This is a genomic window from Paenibacillus sp. FSL F4-0087 (assembly GCF_038020215.1).
GTDB lineage: Bacteria > Bacillota > Bacilli > Paenibacillales > Paenibacillaceae > Paenibacillus > Paenibacillus taichungensis.
On the sequence record NZ_JBBODJ010000001.1, the window covers coordinates 3603383 to 3623582 of the forward strand.

Consider the following 20200-nt stretch of genomic DNA (forward strand, 5'->3'; position numbering starts at 1 on the left):
AAGATGAAAGATTCGAGCCAACTGGATAATATGAACGAATTGTTAAGGCTGATCGCACCAGGTACACCTTTCCGCGAAGGTCTGGAGAACGTGCTGCGCGCCAAGACGGGTGCACTGCTGGTTGTAGGATACAGCCCTGAAGTGATGGAAGTAGTGGATGGAGGATTTTCGATAAACTGTGATTTCTCCCCGAACTATCTGTATGAACTCGCGAAGATGGACGGTGCCATTATCCTTAGTGAGGATTTAAAGCGTATCCTATACGCCAACACTCAGCTCATTCCTGACTCATCTATCTCTTCATCTGAGACGGGGATCCGTCACCGGACGGCTGAGCGAGTCGCGAAACAAACAGGCAAATTAGTTGTATCTATATCGCAGCGCCGGAATATTATCACCTTATACCAAGGAACACTACGGTATTCCCTCAAGGAAATCGGGGTTATTTTGACCAAGGCGAATCAAGCGATTCAAACCTTGGAGAAATACAAAGCTGTATTGACACAGTCCCTTACGAATCTGAGCGCCTCCGAGTTCGAGGAACTGGTGACGATTCCAGAGGTGGTCAATGTCATTCAGCGTACGGAAATGGTTATGCGCATCAAAACGGAAATTAAGCGTTACATTCATGAACTCGGCAACGAGGGACGTCTCATCTCCATGCAGATGGAGGAACTCGTCGGTACAACAGAAGAGGAAGCATGGCTACTGTATAAGGACTATGCCCGTGATGACAGTGATGACAAAATCCGTGAGATTATCGTTGGTCTGAAAAGATTGTCGGACGATGAATTGCTGGATGCACATCATATTGTACGTCTTCTGGGATACCCTTCGTCAGCTGCTACGTCCGAAGATTCGGTTGCACCTCGCGGATATCGGGTATTAAACAAGATACCCCGCCTGCCGAATGTCATCATCCATAACCTGGTCGATCAATTCGAACAATTGCCTCATGTCATTATGGCTACAATTGAAGAGCTGGACGAAGTGGACGGGATTGGAGAGGTGCGTGCCCGTACCATTAAGGAAGGTCTCAAGCGTTTGCAGGAGCAGATGTTTATTGACAGACAAATGTAAGGGTTTGCCTATAACGGCTTGAAAATAATGAGGTGAAACAACGATGTTAACCAGATTCATTCCGAATCTCTTTACCTTAGGTAATCTGTTTCTTGGAATGATGGCAATCCTGCTTGCAATTGATGGGAATTATAGTTTGGCTGCCATTTTGGTCATTATTGCGATGTTGTTGGATGGTCTGGATGGCCGTGTGGCACGTGCACTTAATGCCCAGAGTGAGTTTGGTAAAGAACTGGATTCTTTATCTGACATGGTTTCATTTGGTGCAGCTCCAGCCCTAATTATATTTATGGTCTCGTTCCAGGACGCAACTCCGGTTTTCGCCTGGATCGCAACCGCAAGCTTTCCCATTTGTGGAGCCATCCGGCTTGCCCGGTTTAACGTTCGCCCCGGCATCCCCGGGTACTTCACAGGTTTGCCGATTCCAGCGGCCGGAGGAGTTCTGGCAACACTGTCCCTGTTTAATAAGGATATCGGTCCTGTGAGTATGATGATTGCGACTTTGCTGTTATCTTATCTGATGGTAAGTTCGCTGAAATACCCCAATTTCAAAAAGGTTGGTCTGCCGCGCAAAGCGATCTGGATTGCACCTTGGGTTATCGTCTTCGCAATCGTGGTGGCGGTCATGTTTCCAGAACAATTGTCCAAATTGATCTTTATTCCACTGGTGTTATACGCTCTATATGGGATGAAGCATAATATGCGGACAGTAGCCTCACGCAACCGGGCCAAAAAGCGTAAAGAAGAGAAGTCTTCCCGTCCTTCCGATCGCTAGGCATTCCATCATTTTGGAAAATACAAAGAAAGCACGTACGCTCCTGACAGGAGAATGCGTGCTTATTTTTGTTTTTCAAATCTATAAGGTAACTTAACCATTTGCAACGAAATACGTATTGTTTACGACAAATTGAACATCCCTAACGTCGAACATTTCTGTGACTCGTGATTTACGACCTCTTCCATGTTGATGTCCAGCAGATTGCAGAGAGCCGACATATAAAACAGGTTCCGCCCCAGTTCAGAGCTGATAACCTCTTTGCAATTCTCGCACAATTCACCTTCCACATGCGTTTCCAGCAGGCCTTTTGATTGAGCAATATCGCTCTCTGGGGCATATTTCTGCTTGGTGGCGTGCAGCTCAATGCAGCCGCATTCGGTAATGGCCTTTGACACGGCACGGTTGACAGAGGCGCCGGCTTGTCCTGTTTTGGACAGTACATCAATCAGGCTGCGATGACGCAGCAACAGCTCGGAAACTTGATCCTGAAAAGCCTGTAAACTTAGCGTACTCATTTTGCTACTCACCTCGGGATATGAATTGAATTCATTATATGCCAATAATTTACCTTCTTTCAACTGACGATTGCAACATTTCCAAAAAGTTCTTCAAAAGCGGGATTAGCAATCAGGGAATTGGATCATACTGGATATAAAGATGAAGATATATTGAAGGAGGTGCAGGGACTTATGTGGAAAAAAGGCATTTTAACTTTTACAGGATTGTGCGGTGCATGGTTCGGCTACACGGCATATCATCTGGCAGGAAAATCCGTCCCTTGGATGGCAGAATGGATTCAATCAGCAGGATTGTTGGGGGCTGGGGTATCAACCCTACTAGGTGCTGTATTGTTTATGTCCGTGTGTAACATCGGTGGGACATTAATGGCAACCAGACTGCATAATAGTATTGATTCTTTGGCCAAAGTACCGATGAATGAATTGGCTGCAGGTGCAGCGGGTACAGTTGCAGGACTGTTGGTGGCCTTGCTGTTATATCCTTGTGTGGCATGGCTCGGGACGGCCGGAGAGGTGCTTCAGGTGGCGCTGACGGTCGTAAGTAGCTATACAGGCTATATGCTTGCCATGGCGAAGAAAGACGATCTGGCGGCCTTCTGGATGTCAGGACGTTGGGGTCATCCCGAGGTGGATGAAGACAGACGACTGGAAGAGCACAAAATTTTGGATACCAGTGTAATTATCGATGGTCGCATCGCAGATATATGCAAAACCGGATTTATCGAGGGCACGATTGTAATCCCGGAATTTGTTCTGGAGGAATTGCAGCACATTGCCGATTCATCGGACTTGCTCAAGCGGAACAGAGGACGGAGAGGGCTTGATATCCTGAATAAAATTCAGAAGGAATTGGACGTCAAAGTTCTCATTTACGAAGGTGATTTCGAGGAAATTTCCGAAGTGGACAGCAAGCTGGTCAAGCTCGCCAAGGTTCTTCAGGGCAAAGTTGTCACCAACGACTTCAACTTGAACAAGGTCTGTGAATTGCAAGGTGTATCCGTGCTAAATATCAATGATCTCGCCAATGCGGTTAAGCCCGTGGTATTGCCAGGTGAGGAGATTATGGTGCAGATTATCAAAGATGGTAAGGAACACGGTCAAGGTGTAGCCTATCTGGATGATGGCACGATGATTGTTGTGGAAGGCGGACGCGAGTATATCGGCATGATGATGGAAGTGCTGGTGACCAGTGTGCTGCAGACGTCAGCAGGACGAATGATTTTTGCCAAGCCGAAACTGTTGGAAAAAGCCCAATAAAGCGGTATGATGGGTAGTGTATCGTTAGAGTTTATAATATAACTGTATTATATCTCCGAACGGTAAACTGACAGACAAGGCAGGGATTGCGGCATGGATAAAGGGTGGGGTGTTGTCATTGTGGCGGCAGGTCGGGGGACCCGGATGGGAACAACCGAGAGTAAGCAGTTTCTGCTGCTGCAGGACAAGCCCGTTTTCATACATACGCTTGAAGTGTTTGCGGCTATGGACGAGGTCAGCGAAATGGTGCTGGTCACGGGAGCTACCGATGTTGAACGCTGCCAGGAATGGGTAAAAGAATACCGACTGGAATCACATGTCCGTATCATCCCCGGAGGGAAAGAGAGACAGCATTCGGTCCACGAAGGCCTTAAGGCACTAGGGACAGACTGGGTCCTCGTTCACGACGGGGTACGTCCTTTTATAAACCGTGAGCAGATTATGGGATGTATGAAGGCCGCCATGTCGGGTGGAGCAGCTGTACTGGCCGTTCCAGTGAAGGATACGATCAAACAAGTAAATGCGGATGGAATCGTTACGGCGACGCCGGACCGCAGCAGTCTGTGGAGCATTCAAACCCCGCAGGCTTTTCGTCTTTCTTCCCTGATACTTGCTTACGAATCGGCGGACCGGGACGGATTTCTAGGAACAGATGACGCAATGCTGGCTGAACGCCAGGGAATGTCGGTCAAGGTTGTGGAAGGCAGTTATACGAATATCAAATTAACGACGCCGGAAGATTTGGAATACGCCGCGTTTTTGCTCAAGGGAGAGAAGAAGCGATGATACGTGTAGGACAGGGATTCGATGTACATCAACTGGTAGAGGGACGTCCATGCATTATTGGCGGGGTCACGATCCCTTATGAAAAAGGACTGCTGGGTCACTCGGACGCAGACGTGCTGCTGCATGCCATCAGTGATGCCATTCTTGGTGCGCTTGCACTTGGGGATATTGGCAAACACTTCCCGGATACCGATCCGGAGTTCAAGGATGCGGATAGCCTGAAACTGCTGGAGCATGTGTGGCAGTTGGTGAAGGATCGTGGATACCGTCTGGGGAACATCGATTCAACCATTATTGCACAGAAACCGAAGATGGCACCTTACGTTCCGCAGATGGCCGAGGTTATTGCCAAGGCACTTGAAGCGGATGTAACTCAGGTGAATGTCAAAGCGACAACAACAGAGCAACTCGGATTCCCCGGACGGGGAGAGGGAATAGCTGCCCAATCGGTTGTTTGCCTTGTTCGCGTGTGATATCATCAACCAATTAGAGACGGAGGGGATATTATGAGCACCGAAGTTCGCGTGCGCTACGCGCCGAGTCCAACGGGACACCTGCATATCGGGAACGCCCGTACGGCGCTGTTTAACTATTTGTATGCCAAACATAATAACGGCAAATTCATTATTCGTATTGAGGATACGGACGTGAAACGCAACATTGCCGGTGGTGAGGAAAGTCAGCTGAAATACTTGAAATGGCTCGGAATCGAGTGGGACGAAAGTATTGATGTCGGCGGCGAGTACGGACCATACCGTCAGACGGAACGTTTGGATATCTATCGTAAGTATACCCAGGAGCTGTTGGATAAAGGTCTGGCTTACCGCTGTTACTGCACGGAAGAAGAGCTGGAACAGGAACGTGAGGAACAGACAGCACGTGGAGAAACTCCGCGTTATTCGGGTAAACACCGTGATCTGACACCGGAGCAACAGAGCGCATTTGAAGCGGAAGGTCGTGTGGCGAGTATTCGTTTCCGTGTACCGGAAGAACGCATCTATACGTTTGATGACATGGTCAAAGGAACAATTTCATTCAACAGCAAGGAATCCGGCGACTTCGTTATAGTGAAAAAAGACGGCATTCCCACGTACAACTATGCAGTTGCTGTGGATGATTACCTGATGAAGATCTCTCACGTCCTGCGTGGCGAAGATCACATCTCTAACACACCGCGTCAACTGATGATTTATGAAGCGCTTGGCTGGGAGCCGCCGCAATTCGGTCATATGACGTTGATCGTGAATGAAAACCACAAAAAGCTGAGCAAACGTGACGAGTCCGTTATTCAGTTTATTGAACAATATGATCAGCTTGGCTATCTGCCTGAAGCGATGTTTAACTTCATCTCCCTGCTTGGCTGGTCCCCTGAAGGCGAAGAAGAGATCTTCTCGCAGGAGCAGTTAATCTCCATTTTTGATACGAAGCGTCTGTCCAAGAGTCCGGCGGTATTTGATACCCACAAGCTGGCTCACTTGAACAACCATTACATCAAAAATGCGGACCCGGATCGCATTGCCGAAATGGCAATTCCACATCTGCAAAAGGCGGGACGTATTGCTGCTGAGCTCTCACCTGAACAGAAAGAATGGGCATATACGCTTGTTCATCTCTACCAGGAGCAAATGAATTCTGCCTCCGATATCGTGGAATTGTCGGAAGTGTTCTTCCGTTCCCACCTGGAGCTGGAAAGTGAAGGAGCTGCTGTACTGGCTGAGGAGCAGGTACCAACCGTTCTGAAGGCATTTGCTGATAAAGTACAGGCTAGCGACGAATTTACACCAAGCAAAATGGCTGCGCTGATCAAAGAAGTTCAGAAAGAGACCGGATTTAAGGGTAAACAGTTGTTTATGCCGATTCGTGTAGCTCTGACAGGACAGACTCATGGCCGTGATCTGAACCAAACGATTGTACTGCTTGGTCGTGATACGGTGATTGATCGATTGCATGCTCAGGTAAAAGGTGCATAAGAAACGCCCCTTTTAGAGTCTACTTTGGACTTATGGATAGAACTTCGTTTATACCGATATGAAGGAAGATTGTTGTCAGTCCATAACCTTTTCGCTATAATAGCAACACAAAGGTTAAATGGTATGATTTTATCATTCATCATAAAAACAGCAAAGACCGGGAGAAGTAGGCTGAACCGGACAGATTCAGAGAGGATGGCCCCGCAGTAAAGAACAGGATTCTTTGCTGCGGTGGCTGTGAGCCATCCGCTGTCCGTCAGTCGAAATGCACCCGTGAGCTGCATAGCCGAATCCGGCCCCGCCTCTCGTTATGTAGGAGAGAGGAAAACGTCAGGATAGGTTGTGACGGTTGGTTCCCGTTACGGAACTGTTGAGGGTTCATTCTTGTGCAAGGATATGAGGAGGCTATAACAAACTTCCCAGTTCTTGTATGTTAAGGCATGAACCGAGCAGAGTGGGACCGCGATAAACGCCTCTGCAGCTTAATAGCTGCAGGGGCGTTTTCTATTTAGGTCGAGTCGGAAGTACACTACCATGAGGGCCGCGCCGTCCGGTAAGCCGGAGGACGAAGACCTGAACAAGAGGGGAACGAGCATGTTTAAGAAGATCAGATCAGATATCCAGGCGGTGTTTGAAAACGATCCGGCGGCCCGGGGATGGTTTGAAGTTGTATTTACCTACTCGGGGCTGCATGCGATATGGGCGCACCGTGTGGCACACTTTTTATACAAGCGGAAATGGTTTTCTTTCGCCCGGTTCATTTCACAGGTCAGCCGTTTTATGACAGGCATCGAAATCCATCCCGGGGCTACAATTGGCAATCGGTTGTTTATTGACCATGGCATGGGCGTCGTGATTGGGGAAACATGTGAAATTGGCGATGATGTTGTCATCTATCAGGGGGTCACACTTGGTGGAACGGGTAAAGAAAAAGGGAAGAGACATCCGACAATTGGCAATAATGTGGTTATCTCATCCGGGGCGAAGGTGCTAGGTTCCTTCAGCGTGGGGGATCAATGTAATATTGGTGCGAACTCTGTTGTACTGAAGGAAGTTCCTTCGAACAGCACCGTTGTAGGCATACCGGGCAGAATTGTGAAGCAGGATGGCCGCCGGGTGGACCGTCTGAATCAGCAGCTTCCCGATCCGGTCATCGATTCCCTGCGCACGATGCAGCAAGAAATCGAACGATTGCGTGAAGAAGTGCGTACTCTGCAGAGTACACGTGAAAGTGAGTATTCCCGTGGTACAATAGAATAATGATGGAAACGGATGAAAGGAAAGTGACTATGACGCTTCAAATTTACAATACGATGAGTCGTACCAAAGAGAATTTTGTTCCTCAAGAGCCGGGGAAAGTGAAAATGTATGTGTGCGGGCCGACAGTATATGATTACATTCATATCGGGAATGCACGTCCAGTTATCTTTTTCGACACGGTTCGCGGATACCTGGAACAGACAGGTCATGAAGTGAACTATGTCGTGAACTTCACGGATGTGGATGACAAACTCATTCGCAAGGCCGAGCAGCTTGGTACGGATGTTCCTCATGTCGCAGAAAAGTTTATTGCAGCTTACTACGAGGATCTCGAAGGGCTGGGTATTCCGAAGGCAAGCAGTAATCCAAGAGTGACGGAAAACATGCCGCTCATTATTGATTTTATCCGTGAATTGGTTGAAAAGGACTTCGCCTATGAAAATGGCGGTGACGTATATTATCGTACAGGCAAATTCGCGGAGTACGGGAAATTATCTAAGCAAAACCTTCAGGAATTACAGTTTGGAATCCGCATTGGTGTAGATGAGCGCAAAGAGCATCCGGAAGACTTCGTACTCTGGAAAGCTGCGAAGCCAGGTGAGATATTCTGGTCCAGTCCATGGGGGGATGGTCGTCCGGGCTGGCATATCGAGTGCTCTGCCATGGCACGGGAATACTTGGGGGATACGTTGGATATTCACGGCGGAGGACAGGATTTGCAGTTCCCTCACCATGAGTGCGAATGCGCTCAATCCGAGGTGTTGACTGGTAAACCACTGGCAAACTACTGGATGCATAACGGATTTATTCGTATTGATAACGAAAAAATGTCGAAATCACTCGGTAACGGAGTGCTTGTTAAAGACCTTCGCAATCAATATAAACGCGAAGCCATTCGTTATTTCATGTTGTCTACTCACTATCGCAATCCGTTGAACTTCACTGAAGATACGATGGAACAGGCACAGAATAGTGTGGACCGGATTGCCAATGCTGTAGGTAACCTTAATCATCGCTTGCAAGCTGTGAGCGTGGATCAGGCTGTGTCAGCAGAGTTTGCAACGAGACTGAAGCAGATTCGTCAGCAGTATCATGAGAAAATGCAGGACGACTTCAATACGCCTGATGCGATTACGGCACTTTTTGAATGGGCTGGGGAAGCTAACCAACTGTTGCAGCAAGATGTGGTAAACGCTGCGGACATTCGCGCCCTGCTGGAATTATTCAGTGAGCTGAATGCGGTGCTTCGCATCTATACCGAGGCTGAACCGGAGCTTTTGGACGAAGAAATCGAACGTCTAATTGAAGAACGTAACGAAGCGCGCAAGTCCAAAAACTGGGCGCGGGCTGATGAAATTCGGGATGAACTGTCTGCGCAGGGCATCTTGCTTGAGGATACAGCTCAAGGAATGAGATGGCGCCGCAAATGAGCGAAGAACAACTGAAAAAGTTGTCTGAAACCGTCGAACATGCCGAGCAACGGGAGGAACAACAGACAGATGAACAATCTCTGAGCGTTGACCAGGGAGGGTGGTTTCCTTATCCACCCTCTCGGCCTGCACGGTTAATTCCTCCCATCGCTCTCGCTTACATTGGTGATGCGGTATATGAGGTAGCCGTACGCCAGTATCTGTTGTCCAAAGCCAATATGCGTCCCAACCATCTACATCGTAGTGCGACGGGTTTGGTATCGGCGAAGGCACAGAGCCGTATTCTCACAGGTATTGAGGCTGAGCTGACCGAGGAAGAACGTGACATTGTCAGACAAGGTCGTAATGCCAAGTCTGGCAGTATTCCCAAAAACGCAGATGTTTTGGAATATAGACATGCCACAGCTTTGGAGTGTCTGATCGGTTACCTGTATAGCAGTGGTCGGCATGATCGCATGATTGAATTAATTCGCAAGGGCATCCAGCATGCGGAAGAACATTCGCAATCACCGACAAAATAATATAAATTACAACAAAGCCGCTTCTGTAAGATGTGCCGAATAGGGTGCAGTGTATGACAGGGCGTTATAGAGAGGATCGAGCAAAGATGGAAGAAGAATGGATCGCCGGTAAACACTCCGTGACGGAGGCGCTGCGTTCAGGCCGGACCATTAATAAAATATGGATTGCAGATACAGCGCAAAAACATTTGACGCAGCCCATTATTGCGGAAGCAAAAAAACTAGGGATTGTCATTCAACACGTGGACAAGCGTAAACTGGATCAAACGGTTCCGGGCATTCAACACCAGGGCGTGGTAGCACAAGCGGCTCCTTACGCTTATGTGGAGGTTGAGGACATTCTTGCTGCAGCGGCTGCAAAAAATGAACATCCATTTTTGATTTTGTTGGATGAGATTGAAGATCCACATAATCTTGGATCCATTTTGCGGACGGCTGACTGCACAGGTGCACATGGTGTCATTGTACCTAAACGGCGTTCAGCTGCAGTTACAGTGACCGTATCCAAAACATCAGCAGGTGCGGTGGAGTATGTGCCAGTGGCTCGTGTAAGCAATCTGGGTCAAACCATTGACCGTCTCAAGGAAGAGGGTGTGTGGGTCGTAGGTACCGATGTGGCTGCTCAGGAGAGCGTGTTTGGTAACGGAGTCTTTACAGGCCCAGTAGCCCTCGTGATCGGAAACGAAAACAAGGGAATGGGACGACTCATTCGTGAGAAATGTGATGTGCTGATCAAATTGCCGATGCAAGGTCAGATTAATTCCCTGAATGCTTCCGTGGCAGCGGGTGTTGTCATGTATGAAGTGCTCCGCTCGCGCCAAGCGCAGGACTAGAAGATATGGCTGATTCCCGTGATGTGCTTCTTGTAGACGGGTACAACATGATTGGTGACTGGCCGGAGCTATCTAGATTGGCGGAGAGTGGATTGGAGGAGGCCCGCAACAGGCTTCTCTCTCGACTAGCCGACTATCAGGCATTCTCTGGCCGGAGAGTCATTGTTGTTTTTGACGCCTACCTCGTGCCTGGACTCGGTAAATCCTTTACACAGAGCAAAGTGCAGATCTTTTTTACAAAGGAAAAAGAGACGGCAGACGAATGCATTGAGAGACTCGTTCGGGAACTAAGCACGCGAAGACGCCAAATCTATGTGGCTACAAGCGATATGGTAGAGCAGCATGTCATTTTTGGACAAGGAGCTCTGCGTGTATCCGCAAGGGAATTGCTGATCGAAGTAGAGCAGAACGAAAAAGAGTTACAGAAACGTCTGGAAGAAGATCAAGCTAAAGCAACGCGAAATACACTCGGCGGCAAGTTAAGTCCGGATGTTTTGAAGCAATTTGAGCGATGGCGCCGGGAATAACAGCACGCTTTTACAAAAATTAGAATTTTGAAACTCTTGACAATTATGTTATTGATGTTCTTTTTTAGGCAGAGCGTGGTTGACGGTGTGAGGTACCATCATATATACTGATCCTATATTTCATAGAGTAGAGTAACGGGGTACCTTGCGTTGCAGCCGGAGGGATTGTCTGTGAGTGTCGACCTCAAAGATATCATGTTATCCAAGTATGATTACCAAAGTGACGAAGACATTGTCGAAGCGGTCCGTGAAGGTGAAAGCGAAGCGCTGGAGTTTTTGATTAACAAATATCGTAACTTTGTACGCGCCAAGGCAAGATCTTATTTTCTGATTGGGGCTGACCGGGAAGATATCATTCAAGAAGGAATGATTGGACTCTATAAATCTATTAGAGATTTTAAAGGGGACAAGCTCGCTTCTTTCAAAGCCTTCGCCGAGTTGTGTATTACACGACAGATTATTACGGCAATCAAGACAGCAACACGTCAGAAGCATATTCCGCTTAATTCTTATGTATCACTGGACAAACCTATTTATGACGAAGAGTCCGATCGTACGTTACTCGATGTGATTTGTGGAACACAGGTCAGCGATCCGGAAGAACTTATCATCAATCAGGAAGAGTTTGTGGGCCTGGAAGATAAGATGTCTGAGATTCTGAGTGATCTGGAACGTAAAGTATTGATGTTGTATCTGGACGGGAGATCTTATCAAGAGATTGCAGTAGATTTGGACAGGCATGTAAAGTCCATTGATAATGCACTTCAGCGCGTTAAGCGTAAACTTGAAAAGTACCTGGAAGTTCGAGATAATTGAACACATGTTGTCGTTGACGGAAAAGGCTCGGGGTTTGAGTCTTTTTTTGCTGCCTCAAGTTTATAAAGTTAAAGAATGATTATACTAGTAATCGCTTGGTCCATGCAGGAGAAGAGAAAAACAGAGATGAGAAACTGAATGTGTTTGATAGGAACTTTTTACCCATTGATGAAAGGCTATTCTTTCATTGACATGGTTATACCCTTATGATAAAGTGTTTTAGGTAGGCCTAAATTCGCGGCTTTTTTTTAGGATCAATTTAGAGACTCCGCTTGAATGTGGAAGTCTTCGGGAGGTGTACATCATGCGGGTAATTATTACTTTGGCTTGTACAAACTGCAAACAAAGAAATTACACTACGACAAAAAACAAGCGTAATCACCCCGACCGCATGGAGATGAAGAAATTTTGCAAGTTTTGTAACGAGCAGACTTCTCATCGCGAAACCAGATAGTTTTTTGGAGGTGTAGTCGGCGTGAAACGTAGTTTCAAATCTCTGATTTCCTTTTTCTCTGAAAGCTGGGCTGAACTTAAAAAAGTTCGCTGGCCTAATCGTAAAGAGCTGACCAACTACACATTGATCGTTCTTGGTACTGTTGTGGTTATGACGCTGTTTTTTTGGGTCGTTGATATCGGCATCTCCGCTGTGATCGAAGCGATTATTTAAGAAGGGTCCCAGGTGGCTTGATATGGAAAAAAGATGGTACGTCGTTCATACCTATTCAGGGTATGAGAATAAGGTCAAAGCCAATTTGGAAAAACGCGTAGAGTCCATGGGCATGGAAGACAAGATTTTCCGCGTTCTTGTTCCTATGGAAGAAGAAGTGGTAAACAAAGACGGTAAGAAAAAAACCGTTATGCGTAAAGTTTACCCCGGATATGTCTTGGTGGAAATGGTCCAGACGGATGACTCTTGGTATGTTGTTCGCAACACGCCAGGTGTTACGGGATTTGTCGGTTCGACAGGTTCCGGGTCCAAACCAACAGCCTTGCTGCCTGAAGAAGTGGAACAAATTCTGAAGCACATGGGCATGGTTGAGCCGAAGCCTAAAATTGAATTCGATATTAAGGAATCCGTACGTATTAAAGTTGGTCCTTTTGCGAATTTTGTGGGCTCCGTGGAAGAAATCTTGGTAGACAAAAGCAAGTTGAAAGTGCACGTGAACATGTTTGGACGGGAAACACCGCTTGAGTTGGAATACACGCAAGTGGAGAAGATATAGTCTCTTCAAGTTTCTTGTGGGAGGGCTGTGAGGCCCGTTAACCACTATTTTGCAAGGAGGTGTCAATCATGGCAAAAAAGGTAATTAAAATGGTAAAACTGCAAATTCCAGCAGGTAAAGCGAATCCAGCGCCTCCGGTAGGTCCAGCTTTGGGTCAAGCAGGTGTCAACATCATGGCATTCTGTAAAGAGTTCAACGCTCGTACAGCCGATCAAGCGGGATTGATTATTCCTGTTGAAATCACAGTATTCGAAGACCGTTCCTTTACTTTCATTACTAAAACTCCACCAGCAGCAGTTCTGTTGAAAGTGGCAGCTAAAGTAGAAAAAGGATCCGGCGAACCGAACAAGAAAAAAGTCGCTACCGTTAAACGTGATGCGGTACGTCAAATCGCGGAAACAAAAATGCCTGACCTGAATGCTGCTGACGTTGAGTCTGCAATGCGTATGGTCGAAGGTACTGCCCGCAGCATGGGTATCACCATCGAAGACTAATTTTTCATCTGAAACATGGCTTCGTAAAGCCGGCCGATTCGCGGCCGGTTGATGTGGGAGGTATATCCGCTAACACCACAAAGGAGGAATATAACATGGCTAAACACGGTAAAAAATACCTGGAAGCTGCTAAGCTGATTGACAGCGAAGCAACTTACGAGCCTTCAGAAGCTGTAGAGCTTGTGAAAAAGGCAGCCACTGCAAAATTCGATGAAACTATCGAAGCAGCAGTACGCTTGGGCGTTGACCCACGTAAACAAGACCAGGCAGTACGTGGTGTTGTTGTCTTGCCACACGGCACAGGTAAAACACAACGCGTATTGGTATTTGCAAAAGGTGACAAAGCGAAAGAAGCGGAAGCGGCTGGCGCGGACTATGTTGGTGATGCAGACATGATCAACAAAATCCAACAAGGCTGGTTCGAATTCGACGTCTGCGTAGCGACACCGGACATGATGAGTGAAGTAGGTAAATTGGGCCGACTGCTCGGCGGTAAAGGTCTGATGCCTAACCCTAAAGCCGGAACGGTAACTTTCGATGTATCCAAGGCTGTTCAAGAAATTAAAGCCGGTAAAATCGAATATCGTCTGGATCGTGCAGGTCAAATTCATGCACCGATCGGTAAAGCTTCTTTCTCAGCAGAGCAATTGAATGAGAACCTTAAAGCTCTCATGGATGCTTTGACTCGTGCTAAACCGGCGGCAGCAAAAGGTGTTTATCTGAAGAATGTAAGTCTTTCTTCAACGATGGGCCCTGGCGCACGCGTGAACGCAGCATCTTTTAGATAATATCACTTGACAGGCTTGTCCTGTTCTGATAATCTATAAAAGTTGTGAGTCCGAGTGACTGACCGTTGACATTTGAATATGCTTACCGTAGACAGTAGGTGCCTTTATGGCTTAATTTCCTGCCGAGGTGTGATTATAGAACTTAGAACGATGAAAATCGGTTATGAGTATATATCAAGCCTTCGTGATTCTACGGAGGCTTTTCTTAATGGGATAAATTTGATCAGGAGGTGTACAGTTTGGCAAACGCAAAAGTGATTCAAGCAAAACAAGAGTCCGTTGATGCAGTAACAGCAAAATTGCGCGAGAGCGCTACTAGCGTTGTTGTTGACTATCGCGGTTTGAACGTTGCCCAAGTAACTGAGCTGCGTAAGCAGCTTCGTGAAGCCGGAATCGAATTCCAAGTGCTGAAAAACTCGTTGCTTCGCCGCGCAGCAGCTGCAGCAGAACTGACAGAACTTAACGAAGTACTGACAGGTCCTAGTGCAATTGCATTCAGCGTAGACGACGTAGTGGCTCCAGCCAAAATTCTGAACGACTTCGCGAAAAAGAACGATGCACTGGAATTGAAAGGTGCAGTTGTAGAAGGTCGCGTAATTGGAGTACAAGAAGTCAAAGCGTTGGCAGAATTGCCATCCCGCGAAGGTCTCCTTTCTATGCTCCTCAGCGTGCTTCAAGCGCCAGTGCGCAACTTCGCGCTTGCGGTTAAAGCTGTTGCTGAAAAAGAAGAACAAGGCGCGTAAGCAACTTGATCTGAATGCTGCTTAGGCAGTGATGAAATACAAAAAAATAATATTATATATGGAGGTTCAATCATGAGTAAAGAGCAAATCTTGGAAGCAATCAAAGGCATGACTGTACTGGAATTGAATGATCTCGTTAAAGCAATCGAAGAAGAATTCGGCGTAACTGCTGCAGCTCCAGTAGCTGTTGCAGGTGGCGGAGCTGCTGCAGCTGAAGCTGAGCAATCCGAGTTCGACGTAATCTTGACTAGCGCTGGTGCTTCCAAAATCAACGTTATCAAAGCAGTTCGTGAAATCACAGGTCTTGGCCTGAAAGAAGCAAAAGAAGTGGTTGACAACGCTCCAAAACCACTGAAAGAAAAAGTAAGCAAAGAAGAAGCAGAAGCGGTTAAAGCTAAGCTTGAAGAAGCAGGCGCTTCAATCGAAGTTAAATAATTTAGCTTTCATTAGCTAGATGAACAAAACAACAAACCCCTTGACTTATATCAAGGGGTTTGTTGCTGTAATTGTATAAGGAAAGTGAGTGAGGACATGTCCAATCATTATTATTCGGACAAACCGCAAGTGGCACATGACAGACGGGCTACAGAAGCGGAGCTACGCGGATGGAAATTACGACTCGTTACGGATGCAGGGGTATTTTCCAAAAACGGAATCGATTACGGCAGCAGAGTGTTGATTGATGCTATAGAGTTGCCTGCTGGAGCTCATGTACTGGATGTGGGCTGCGGATATGGACCCATTGGTCTTACGGCAGCTAAACTTGTACCGGATGGACATGTCACCATGATCGATATCAATGAGAGAGCGGTTGAGCTTTCCAAGGAAAATGCAAAAGCGAACGGCATAACGAATGTAACAGTTATGCAAAGCAATCTTCTGGCTGAAGTTAAAAAGGAAGACTTTGACGCGATTCTAACCAATCCTCCGATCCGTGCGGGTAAGGATACCGTACACACGATCTTTGAACAGGCTTATGGTCATTTGAAGATGGGCGGAGCGTTATGGATTGTCATTCAGAAAAAGCAGGGGGCACCTTCGGCAAAAGCGAAGCTGGAATCTCTCTTTGGACGAGTGGAGGAAGTAACGAAGGATAAAGGCTACCGAATTTTCAAAGCGGTAAAATTGGAAGAGGCGCCTTTAGGCTAAATCCTAATTTGTAAAGTAAGCAGGGCAGCATTTTTTTTGCAATAGGACTATTGACTTGAAATTCAGGTCGTGGTATTATTGTAAAATGTCAGTATTAAGATGCCCTATTTGGCTTTAGCTAACTAAAAATGTCAACCTTTTTTACGCCGAACGGGCTTATTATGCCTACGTTTGGCGTATAATATGTACATTTTGGGCAAACTGGGGATAAGTATGATTTGGAAAGACATCCGCCGATCAAAGTTGCTCTTTTTTCGAACGACATTCGAGTAAGGGCTTTTCTTTATTTGTGGATGCATTGCTTTGCTCTGTATGTGTACCATTATAAGGTTACAAACAGAGGTTCGCAACGAAATTTTTAAAGTGAGTAGACATTGAGGGGTGAGTTTAAGTTGGCAGGACATCTTGTTCAATATGGTCGACGCACTCGGCGCAGTTATGCACGAATTAACGAGATACTCGAAGTTCCGAACCTGATTGAGATCCAACAAAAATCTTACGATTGGTTTTTGGAGGAAGGGTTGCGCGAAATGTTCCAGGATATCTCGCCGATCCAGGATTTTACAGGTAACTTGATTTTGGAATTTATCGATTACAGTCTCGGTGAACCGAAGTATACAGTAGACGACGCGAAAGAGCGTGACGTTACTTATGCAGCACCGCTTCGGGTCAAAGTCCGGCTCATTAATAAGGAAACCGGCGAAGTCAAAGAGCAGGAAGTATTCATGGGAGATTTCCCGCTGATGACCGACACCGGCACATTTATTATTAATGGTGCGGAACGGGTTATTGTCAGCCAGTTGGTTCGCTCTCCTAGCGTTTACTTCAGTACTAAAGTAGATAAAAACGCCAAAAAAACGTATACCGCTACAGTTATTCCTAACCGCGGCGCTTGGCTCGAACTGGAGATGGACGCGAAGGATGTTGTTTACGTCCGGATCGACCGTACACGTAAAATACCGGTGACGGTTCTCCTGCGTGCACTTGGTTTTGGCACAGACGCTGAGATTCTGGATCTGCTCGGTAATGACGAATATATCCGCAATACACTGGACAAAGACAATACGGATTCAACGGAGAAAGCGCTGATTGAGATTTATGAGCGTCTTCGTCCGGGCGAGCCACCAACGCTTGATAATGCGAAAAGCTTGCTTGTAGCTCGTTTCTTTGATCCAAAACGTTATGACCTGGCTAATGTAGGTCGTTACAAAATCAACAAAAAGCTGCACATCAAGAACCGTTTGTTCAACCAACGTTTGGCTGAGTCTCTTGTAGATACCGAAACTGGCGAAATTATCGCTGAAGCAGGTCAAATGATAGACCGTCGTCTGTTGGATGAAATCATGCCGCAACTAGAGAAGAGTGTTGGTTTCCGCACATATCACGTTGCTAACGGCGTTTTGGATGCCAATGATATCCCGATGCAAACAATTGATGTGTTTTCACCAATTGAGGATGGTAAGGTCGTTAAACTGATTGCCAATGCTAACATTGATAAATCAGTGAAGAACGTTACACCGGCTGATATCATTTCCTCAATCAGTTACTTCATTAACCTTCTGCATGGCATCGGAAGCACAGATGATATCGATCACCTGGGTAACCGTCGTCTCCGCTCGGTTGGTGAACTCTTGCAAAACCAATTCCGTATCGGTTTATCCCGTATGGAACGTGTAGTTCGTGAGAGAATGTCCATCCAGGATGCTAACGTAATCACGCCTCAGGCTTTGATTAACATACGTCCTGTTATCGCATCCATTAAAGAGTTCTTCGGTAGCTCGCAATTGTCACAGTTTATGGATCAAACGAACCCACTGGGTGAGTTGACGCATAAACGCCGTCTGTCCGCACTCGGACCGGGTGGTTTGACACGTGAGCGTGCCGGCATGGAAGTCCGTGACGTGCATCCATCCCACTATGGCCGGATGTGTCCAATCGAGACACCAGAGGGACCAAACATTGGTTTGATCAACTCCTTGTCGACATTTGCCCGTGTGAACGAATATGGATTCATCGAAGCTCCTTATCGCTGGGTCGATCCGAAGACTGGTGTCGTAACCGAGCAAATCGATTATCTGACAGCAGACGAAGAGGACAACTATGTAATTGCTCAAGCGAATGCGAAGCTGAATGAAGACAGTACTTTTGCTGAAGAAGCGATCATCGTACGTTACAACAAGCAGTCGGATAACATCCTTACGATGCCGAGTGAACGTGTTGACTACATGGACGTATCTCCTAAGCAAGTTGTATCTGTCGCTACAGCGCTCATTCCGTTCCTTGAGAACGATGACTCCAACCGTGCGCTCATGGGATCGAACATGCAGCGGCAAGCCGTTCCACTCTTGATTCCTAAAGCTCCGCTGGTCGGAACAGGTATGGAACATAAAGCCGCGAAAGATTCCGGTGTATGTATTGTCTCCAAATATGACGGGATTATTGAACGTTCTTCTGCGAATGAGATTTGGTTGCGTCGTGTTGAAGAAGTTGACGGTCAAGAAGTCAAAGGCGATATCGTTAAATATAAATTACACAAATTTATGCGTTCGAACCAAGGAACATGCATTAACCAACGTCCGATTGTCAAAAGAGGTGCTGTTGTCAAAGCTGGCGACATCCTTGCAGACGGTCCTTCGACGGAAATGGGTGAATTGGCACTTGGACGTAACGTAGTTGTTGCTTTCATGACTTGGGAAGGTTACAACTACGAGGATGCGATCTTGCTCAGCGAAAAACTCGTTAAAGAAGATGTGTATACATCCATTCATATCGAGGAATATGAGTCAGAAGCACGTGATACTAAGCTCGGACCTGAAGAGATCACGCGTGATATCCCGAACGTAGGGGAAGAAGCGCTTCGTAATCTGGATGAGCGCGGTATTATCCGTATCGGTGCTGAAATCAGTGCTGGCGACATTCTGGTTGGTAAAGTAACACCAAAAGGTGTAACGGAACTGACTGCAGAAGAACGTCTCCTGCATGCGATCTTCGGTGAGAAAGCACGTGAAGTACGTGATACTTCCCTGCGTGTACCTCACGGTACTGACGGTATCGTAGTTGATGTAAAAGTCTTTACCCGTGAAAACGGTGATGAACTGCCTCCAGGTGTTAACCAACTCGTTCGTGTCTATATCGCTCAAAAACGGAAAATTTCCGAGGGTGATAAAATGGCCGGACGTCACGGTAACAAAGGGGTCGTGGCCCGTATCCTGCCGGAAGAAGATATGCCTTTCCTGCCGGACGGTACACCAGTTCAAATCGTTCTTAACCCGCTGGGCGTACCTTCCCGGATGAACATTGGTCAAGTACTTGAAGTTCACTTGGGTATGGCAGCCATGCAGCTCGGTATTCACGTAGCTACTCCTGTATTCGACGGAGCGAAGGAGTATGACGTCTTCGATACGATGGAAGAAGCAGGTATGCAGCGAAATGGTAAAACCGTTCTGTACGACGGTCGTACGGGAGAAGAGTTCGAACGTGAAGTTACTGTCGGCGTCATGCATATGATCAAACTGGCGCACATGGTTGATGATAAAATCCATGCTCGTTCCACAGGTCCTTACTCACTCGTTACGCAACAGCCTCTGGGTGGTAAAGCCCAGTTCGGTGGACAACGTTTCGGGGAGATGGAAGTATGGGCGCTTGAGGCTTATGGTGCGGCCTATACACTGCAAGAAATCTTGACTGTTAAGTCCGATGATGTTGTAGGTCGGGTGAAAACGTATGAGTCCATCGTCAAAGGTGAGAATGTTCCTGAACCAGGTGTTCCTGAATCATTCAAAGTATTGATCAAAGAGCTGCAAAGCTTGGGTATGGACGTTAAGATTTTGAGCGAAGATGAGCAAGAGATTGAAATGAAAGAAATGGACGATGAAGATGACGCTGCGAGCGATAAGCTCAGCCTCAACCTTGAGGGTACAGAGGTCGGAGCGGAATAACCGCTTCGGGCGCATGATGACCGGCGTTTTTCATCAGGCTCGCGTCTTGCTCCGGCTTCGGCCGGAGGGGGCGTAACCTAGAATACAGG

The 20200-nt window shown here is 47.0% G+C and carries 22 protein-coding genes and 1 other annotated feature; of the genes, 21 read left to right on the plus strand and 1 reads right to left on the minus strand.

Annotated features, from left to right (window positions below; all coding sequences use genetic code 11):
- The first annotated feature begins 3 nt into the window (after positions 1-3).
- Both disA and pssA read left to right on the plus strand, forming a co-directional pair.
- The gene (disA, locus tag MHB84_RS16455) at positions 4-1080 is read left to right on the plus strand and encodes a DNA integrity scanning diadenylate cyclase DisA (RefSeq protein WP_076292150.1); all 1077 of its coding nucleotides are present in this window, start codon (positions 4-6) and stop codon (positions 1078-1080) included.
- A 43-nt stretch (positions 1081-1123) separates the two neighbouring features.
- A complete protein-coding gene (pssA, locus tag MHB84_RS16460; protein ID WP_076292151.1) occupies positions 1124-1855 on the plus strand; it encodes a CDP-diacylglycerol--serine O-phosphatidyltransferase in 732 nt (243 codons plus the stop codon).
- A 122-nt stretch (positions 1856-1977) separates the two neighbouring features.
- Here the strand turns inward: pssA and MHB84_RS16465 are convergent, their stop codons facing one another.
- Positions 1978-2373, minus strand: coding sequence for a hypothetical protein (locus tag MHB84_RS16465; protein WP_024633611.1), 396 nt, complete (start codon positions 2371-2373; stop codon positions 1978-1980).
- A gap of 174 nt (positions 2374-2547) precedes the next feature.
- Between MHB84_RS16465 and MHB84_RS16470 the strand changes: the two genes are divergently transcribed.
- The 19 genes from MHB84_RS16470 (at position 2548) to rpoB (ending at position 20111) form a co-directional block, all read left to right on the plus strand.
- Positions 2548-3633, plus strand: a complete 1086-nt coding sequence (locus MHB84_RS16470; RefSeq protein ID WP_076292152.1) for a PIN/TRAM domain-containing protein — start codon at positions 2548-2550, stop codon at positions 3631-3633.
- Positions 3634-3726: 93 nt separating this feature from the next.
- Complete coding sequence (gene ispD / locus MHB84_RS16475) at positions 3727-4419, plus strand: 2-C-methyl-D-erythritol 4-phosphate cytidylyltransferase (RefSeq protein WP_076292153.1); 693 nt, start codon at positions 3727-3729, stop codon at positions 4417-4419.
- Entirely contained in the window at positions 4416-4892 is a 477-nt protein-coding gene (ispF, locus tag MHB84_RS16480; RefSeq protein ID WP_053779226.1) for a 2-C-methyl-D-erythritol 2,4-cyclodiphosphate synthase, read from the plus strand. The genes ispD and ispF overlap by 4 nt, the downstream gene beginning before the upstream one ends.
- Positions 4893-4925: 33 nt before the next feature.
- Entirely contained in the window at positions 4926-6389 is a 1464-nt protein-coding gene (gene gltX, locus MHB84_RS16485) for a glutamate--tRNA ligase (protein ID WP_076292154.1), read from the plus strand.
- Between the two features lie 594 nt (positions 6390-6983).
- A complete protein-coding gene (cysE, locus tag MHB84_RS16490; protein WP_076292156.1) occupies positions 6984-7649 on the plus strand; it encodes a serine O-acetyltransferase in 666 nt (221 codons plus the stop codon).
- A 29-nt stretch (positions 7650-7678) separates the two neighbouring features.
- Positions 7679-9079 (plus strand): cysteine--tRNA ligase, encoded by a 1401-nt coding sequence (gene cysS / locus MHB84_RS16495; protein ID WP_076292157.1) that lies wholly within the window; start codon positions 7679-7681, stop codon positions 9077-9079.
- Positions 9064-9600 carry a Mini-ribonuclease 3 gene (locus tag MHB84_RS16500; protein ID WP_433956410.1) on the plus strand — a complete coding sequence of 179 codons (537 nt, stop codon included), beginning with the start codon at positions 9064-9066 and terminating at the stop codon, positions 9598-9600. The genes cysS and MHB84_RS16500 overlap by 16 nt, the downstream gene beginning before the upstream one ends.
- A gap of 86 nt (positions 9601-9686) precedes the next feature.
- Positions 9687-10433, plus strand: coding sequence for a 23S rRNA (guanosine(2251)-2'-O)-methyltransferase RlmB (rlmB, locus tag MHB84_RS16505; RefSeq protein WP_062329492.1), 747 nt, complete (start codon positions 9687-9689; stop codon positions 10431-10433).
- Positions 10434-10438: 5 nt separating this feature from the next.
- Positions 10439-10960, plus strand: coding sequence for an NYN domain-containing protein (locus MHB84_RS16510; RefSeq protein ID WP_076292158.1), 522 nt, complete (start codon positions 10439-10441; stop codon positions 10958-10960).
- A gap of 171 nt (positions 10961-11131) precedes the next feature.
- Entirely contained in the window at positions 11132-11776 is a 645-nt protein-coding gene (gene sigH, locus MHB84_RS16515) for an RNA polymerase sporulation sigma factor SigH (protein WP_024633601.1), read from the plus strand.
- 304 nt (positions 11777-12080) lie between these two features.
- The gene (rpmG, locus tag MHB84_RS16520; RefSeq protein ID WP_072735843.1) at positions 12081-12230 is read left to right on the plus strand and encodes a 50S ribosomal protein L33; all 150 of its coding nucleotides are present in this window, start codon (positions 12081-12083) and stop codon (positions 12228-12230) included.
- A 21-nt stretch (positions 12231-12251) separates the two neighbouring features.
- On the plus strand, positions 12252-12443 hold the full coding sequence (secE, locus tag MHB84_RS16525) for a preprotein translocase subunit SecE (RefSeq protein WP_024633600.1): 192 nt from the start codon (positions 12252-12254) through the stop codon (positions 12441-12443).
- A 22-nt stretch (positions 12444-12465) separates the two neighbouring features.
- Positions 12466-12999 carry a transcription termination/antitermination protein NusG gene (gene nusG / locus MHB84_RS16530; RefSeq protein WP_024633599.1) on the plus strand — a complete coding sequence of 178 codons (534 nt, stop codon included), beginning with the start codon at positions 12466-12468 and terminating at the stop codon, positions 12997-12999.
- A 68-nt stretch (positions 13000-13067) separates the two neighbouring features.
- Positions 13068-13493: a 50S ribosomal protein L11 gene (gene rplK, locus MHB84_RS16535; protein ID WP_076292159.1), complete on the plus strand. Its 426-nt coding sequence runs from the start codon at positions 13068-13070 to the stop codon at positions 13491-13493.
- A 95-nt stretch (positions 13494-13588) separates the two neighbouring features.
- Positions 13589-14281: a 50S ribosomal protein L1 gene (gene rplA / locus MHB84_RS16540; RefSeq protein WP_024633597.1), complete on the plus strand. Its 693-nt coding sequence runs from the start codon at positions 13589-13591 to the stop codon at positions 14279-14281.
- A 67-nt stretch (positions 14282-14348) separates the two neighbouring features.
- Positions 14349-14497: a sequence feature (ribosomal protein L10 leader region), on the plus strand.
- A gap of 23 nt (positions 14498-14520) precedes the next feature.
- Entirely contained in the window at positions 14521-15024 is a 504-nt protein-coding gene (gene rplJ / locus MHB84_RS16545; protein ID WP_076292160.1) for a 50S ribosomal protein L10, read from the plus strand.
- A 72-nt stretch (positions 15025-15096) separates the two neighbouring features.
- The gene (gene rplL / locus MHB84_RS16550) at positions 15097-15459 is read left to right on the plus strand and encodes a 50S ribosomal protein L7/L12 (protein ID WP_076292161.1); all 363 of its coding nucleotides are present in this window, start codon (positions 15097-15099) and stop codon (positions 15457-15459) included.
- 96 nt (positions 15460-15555) lie between these two features.
- Positions 15556-16173, plus strand: a complete 618-nt coding sequence (locus MHB84_RS16555) for a class I SAM-dependent methyltransferase (protein WP_076292162.1) — start codon at positions 15556-15558, stop codon at positions 16171-16173.
- A gap of 392 nt (positions 16174-16565) precedes the next feature.
- Positions 16566-20111, plus strand: a complete 3546-nt coding sequence (gene rpoB, locus MHB84_RS16560; protein ID WP_076292163.1) for a DNA-directed RNA polymerase subunit beta — start codon at positions 16566-16568, stop codon at positions 20109-20111.
- Positions 20112-20200 lie beyond the last annotated feature (89 nt).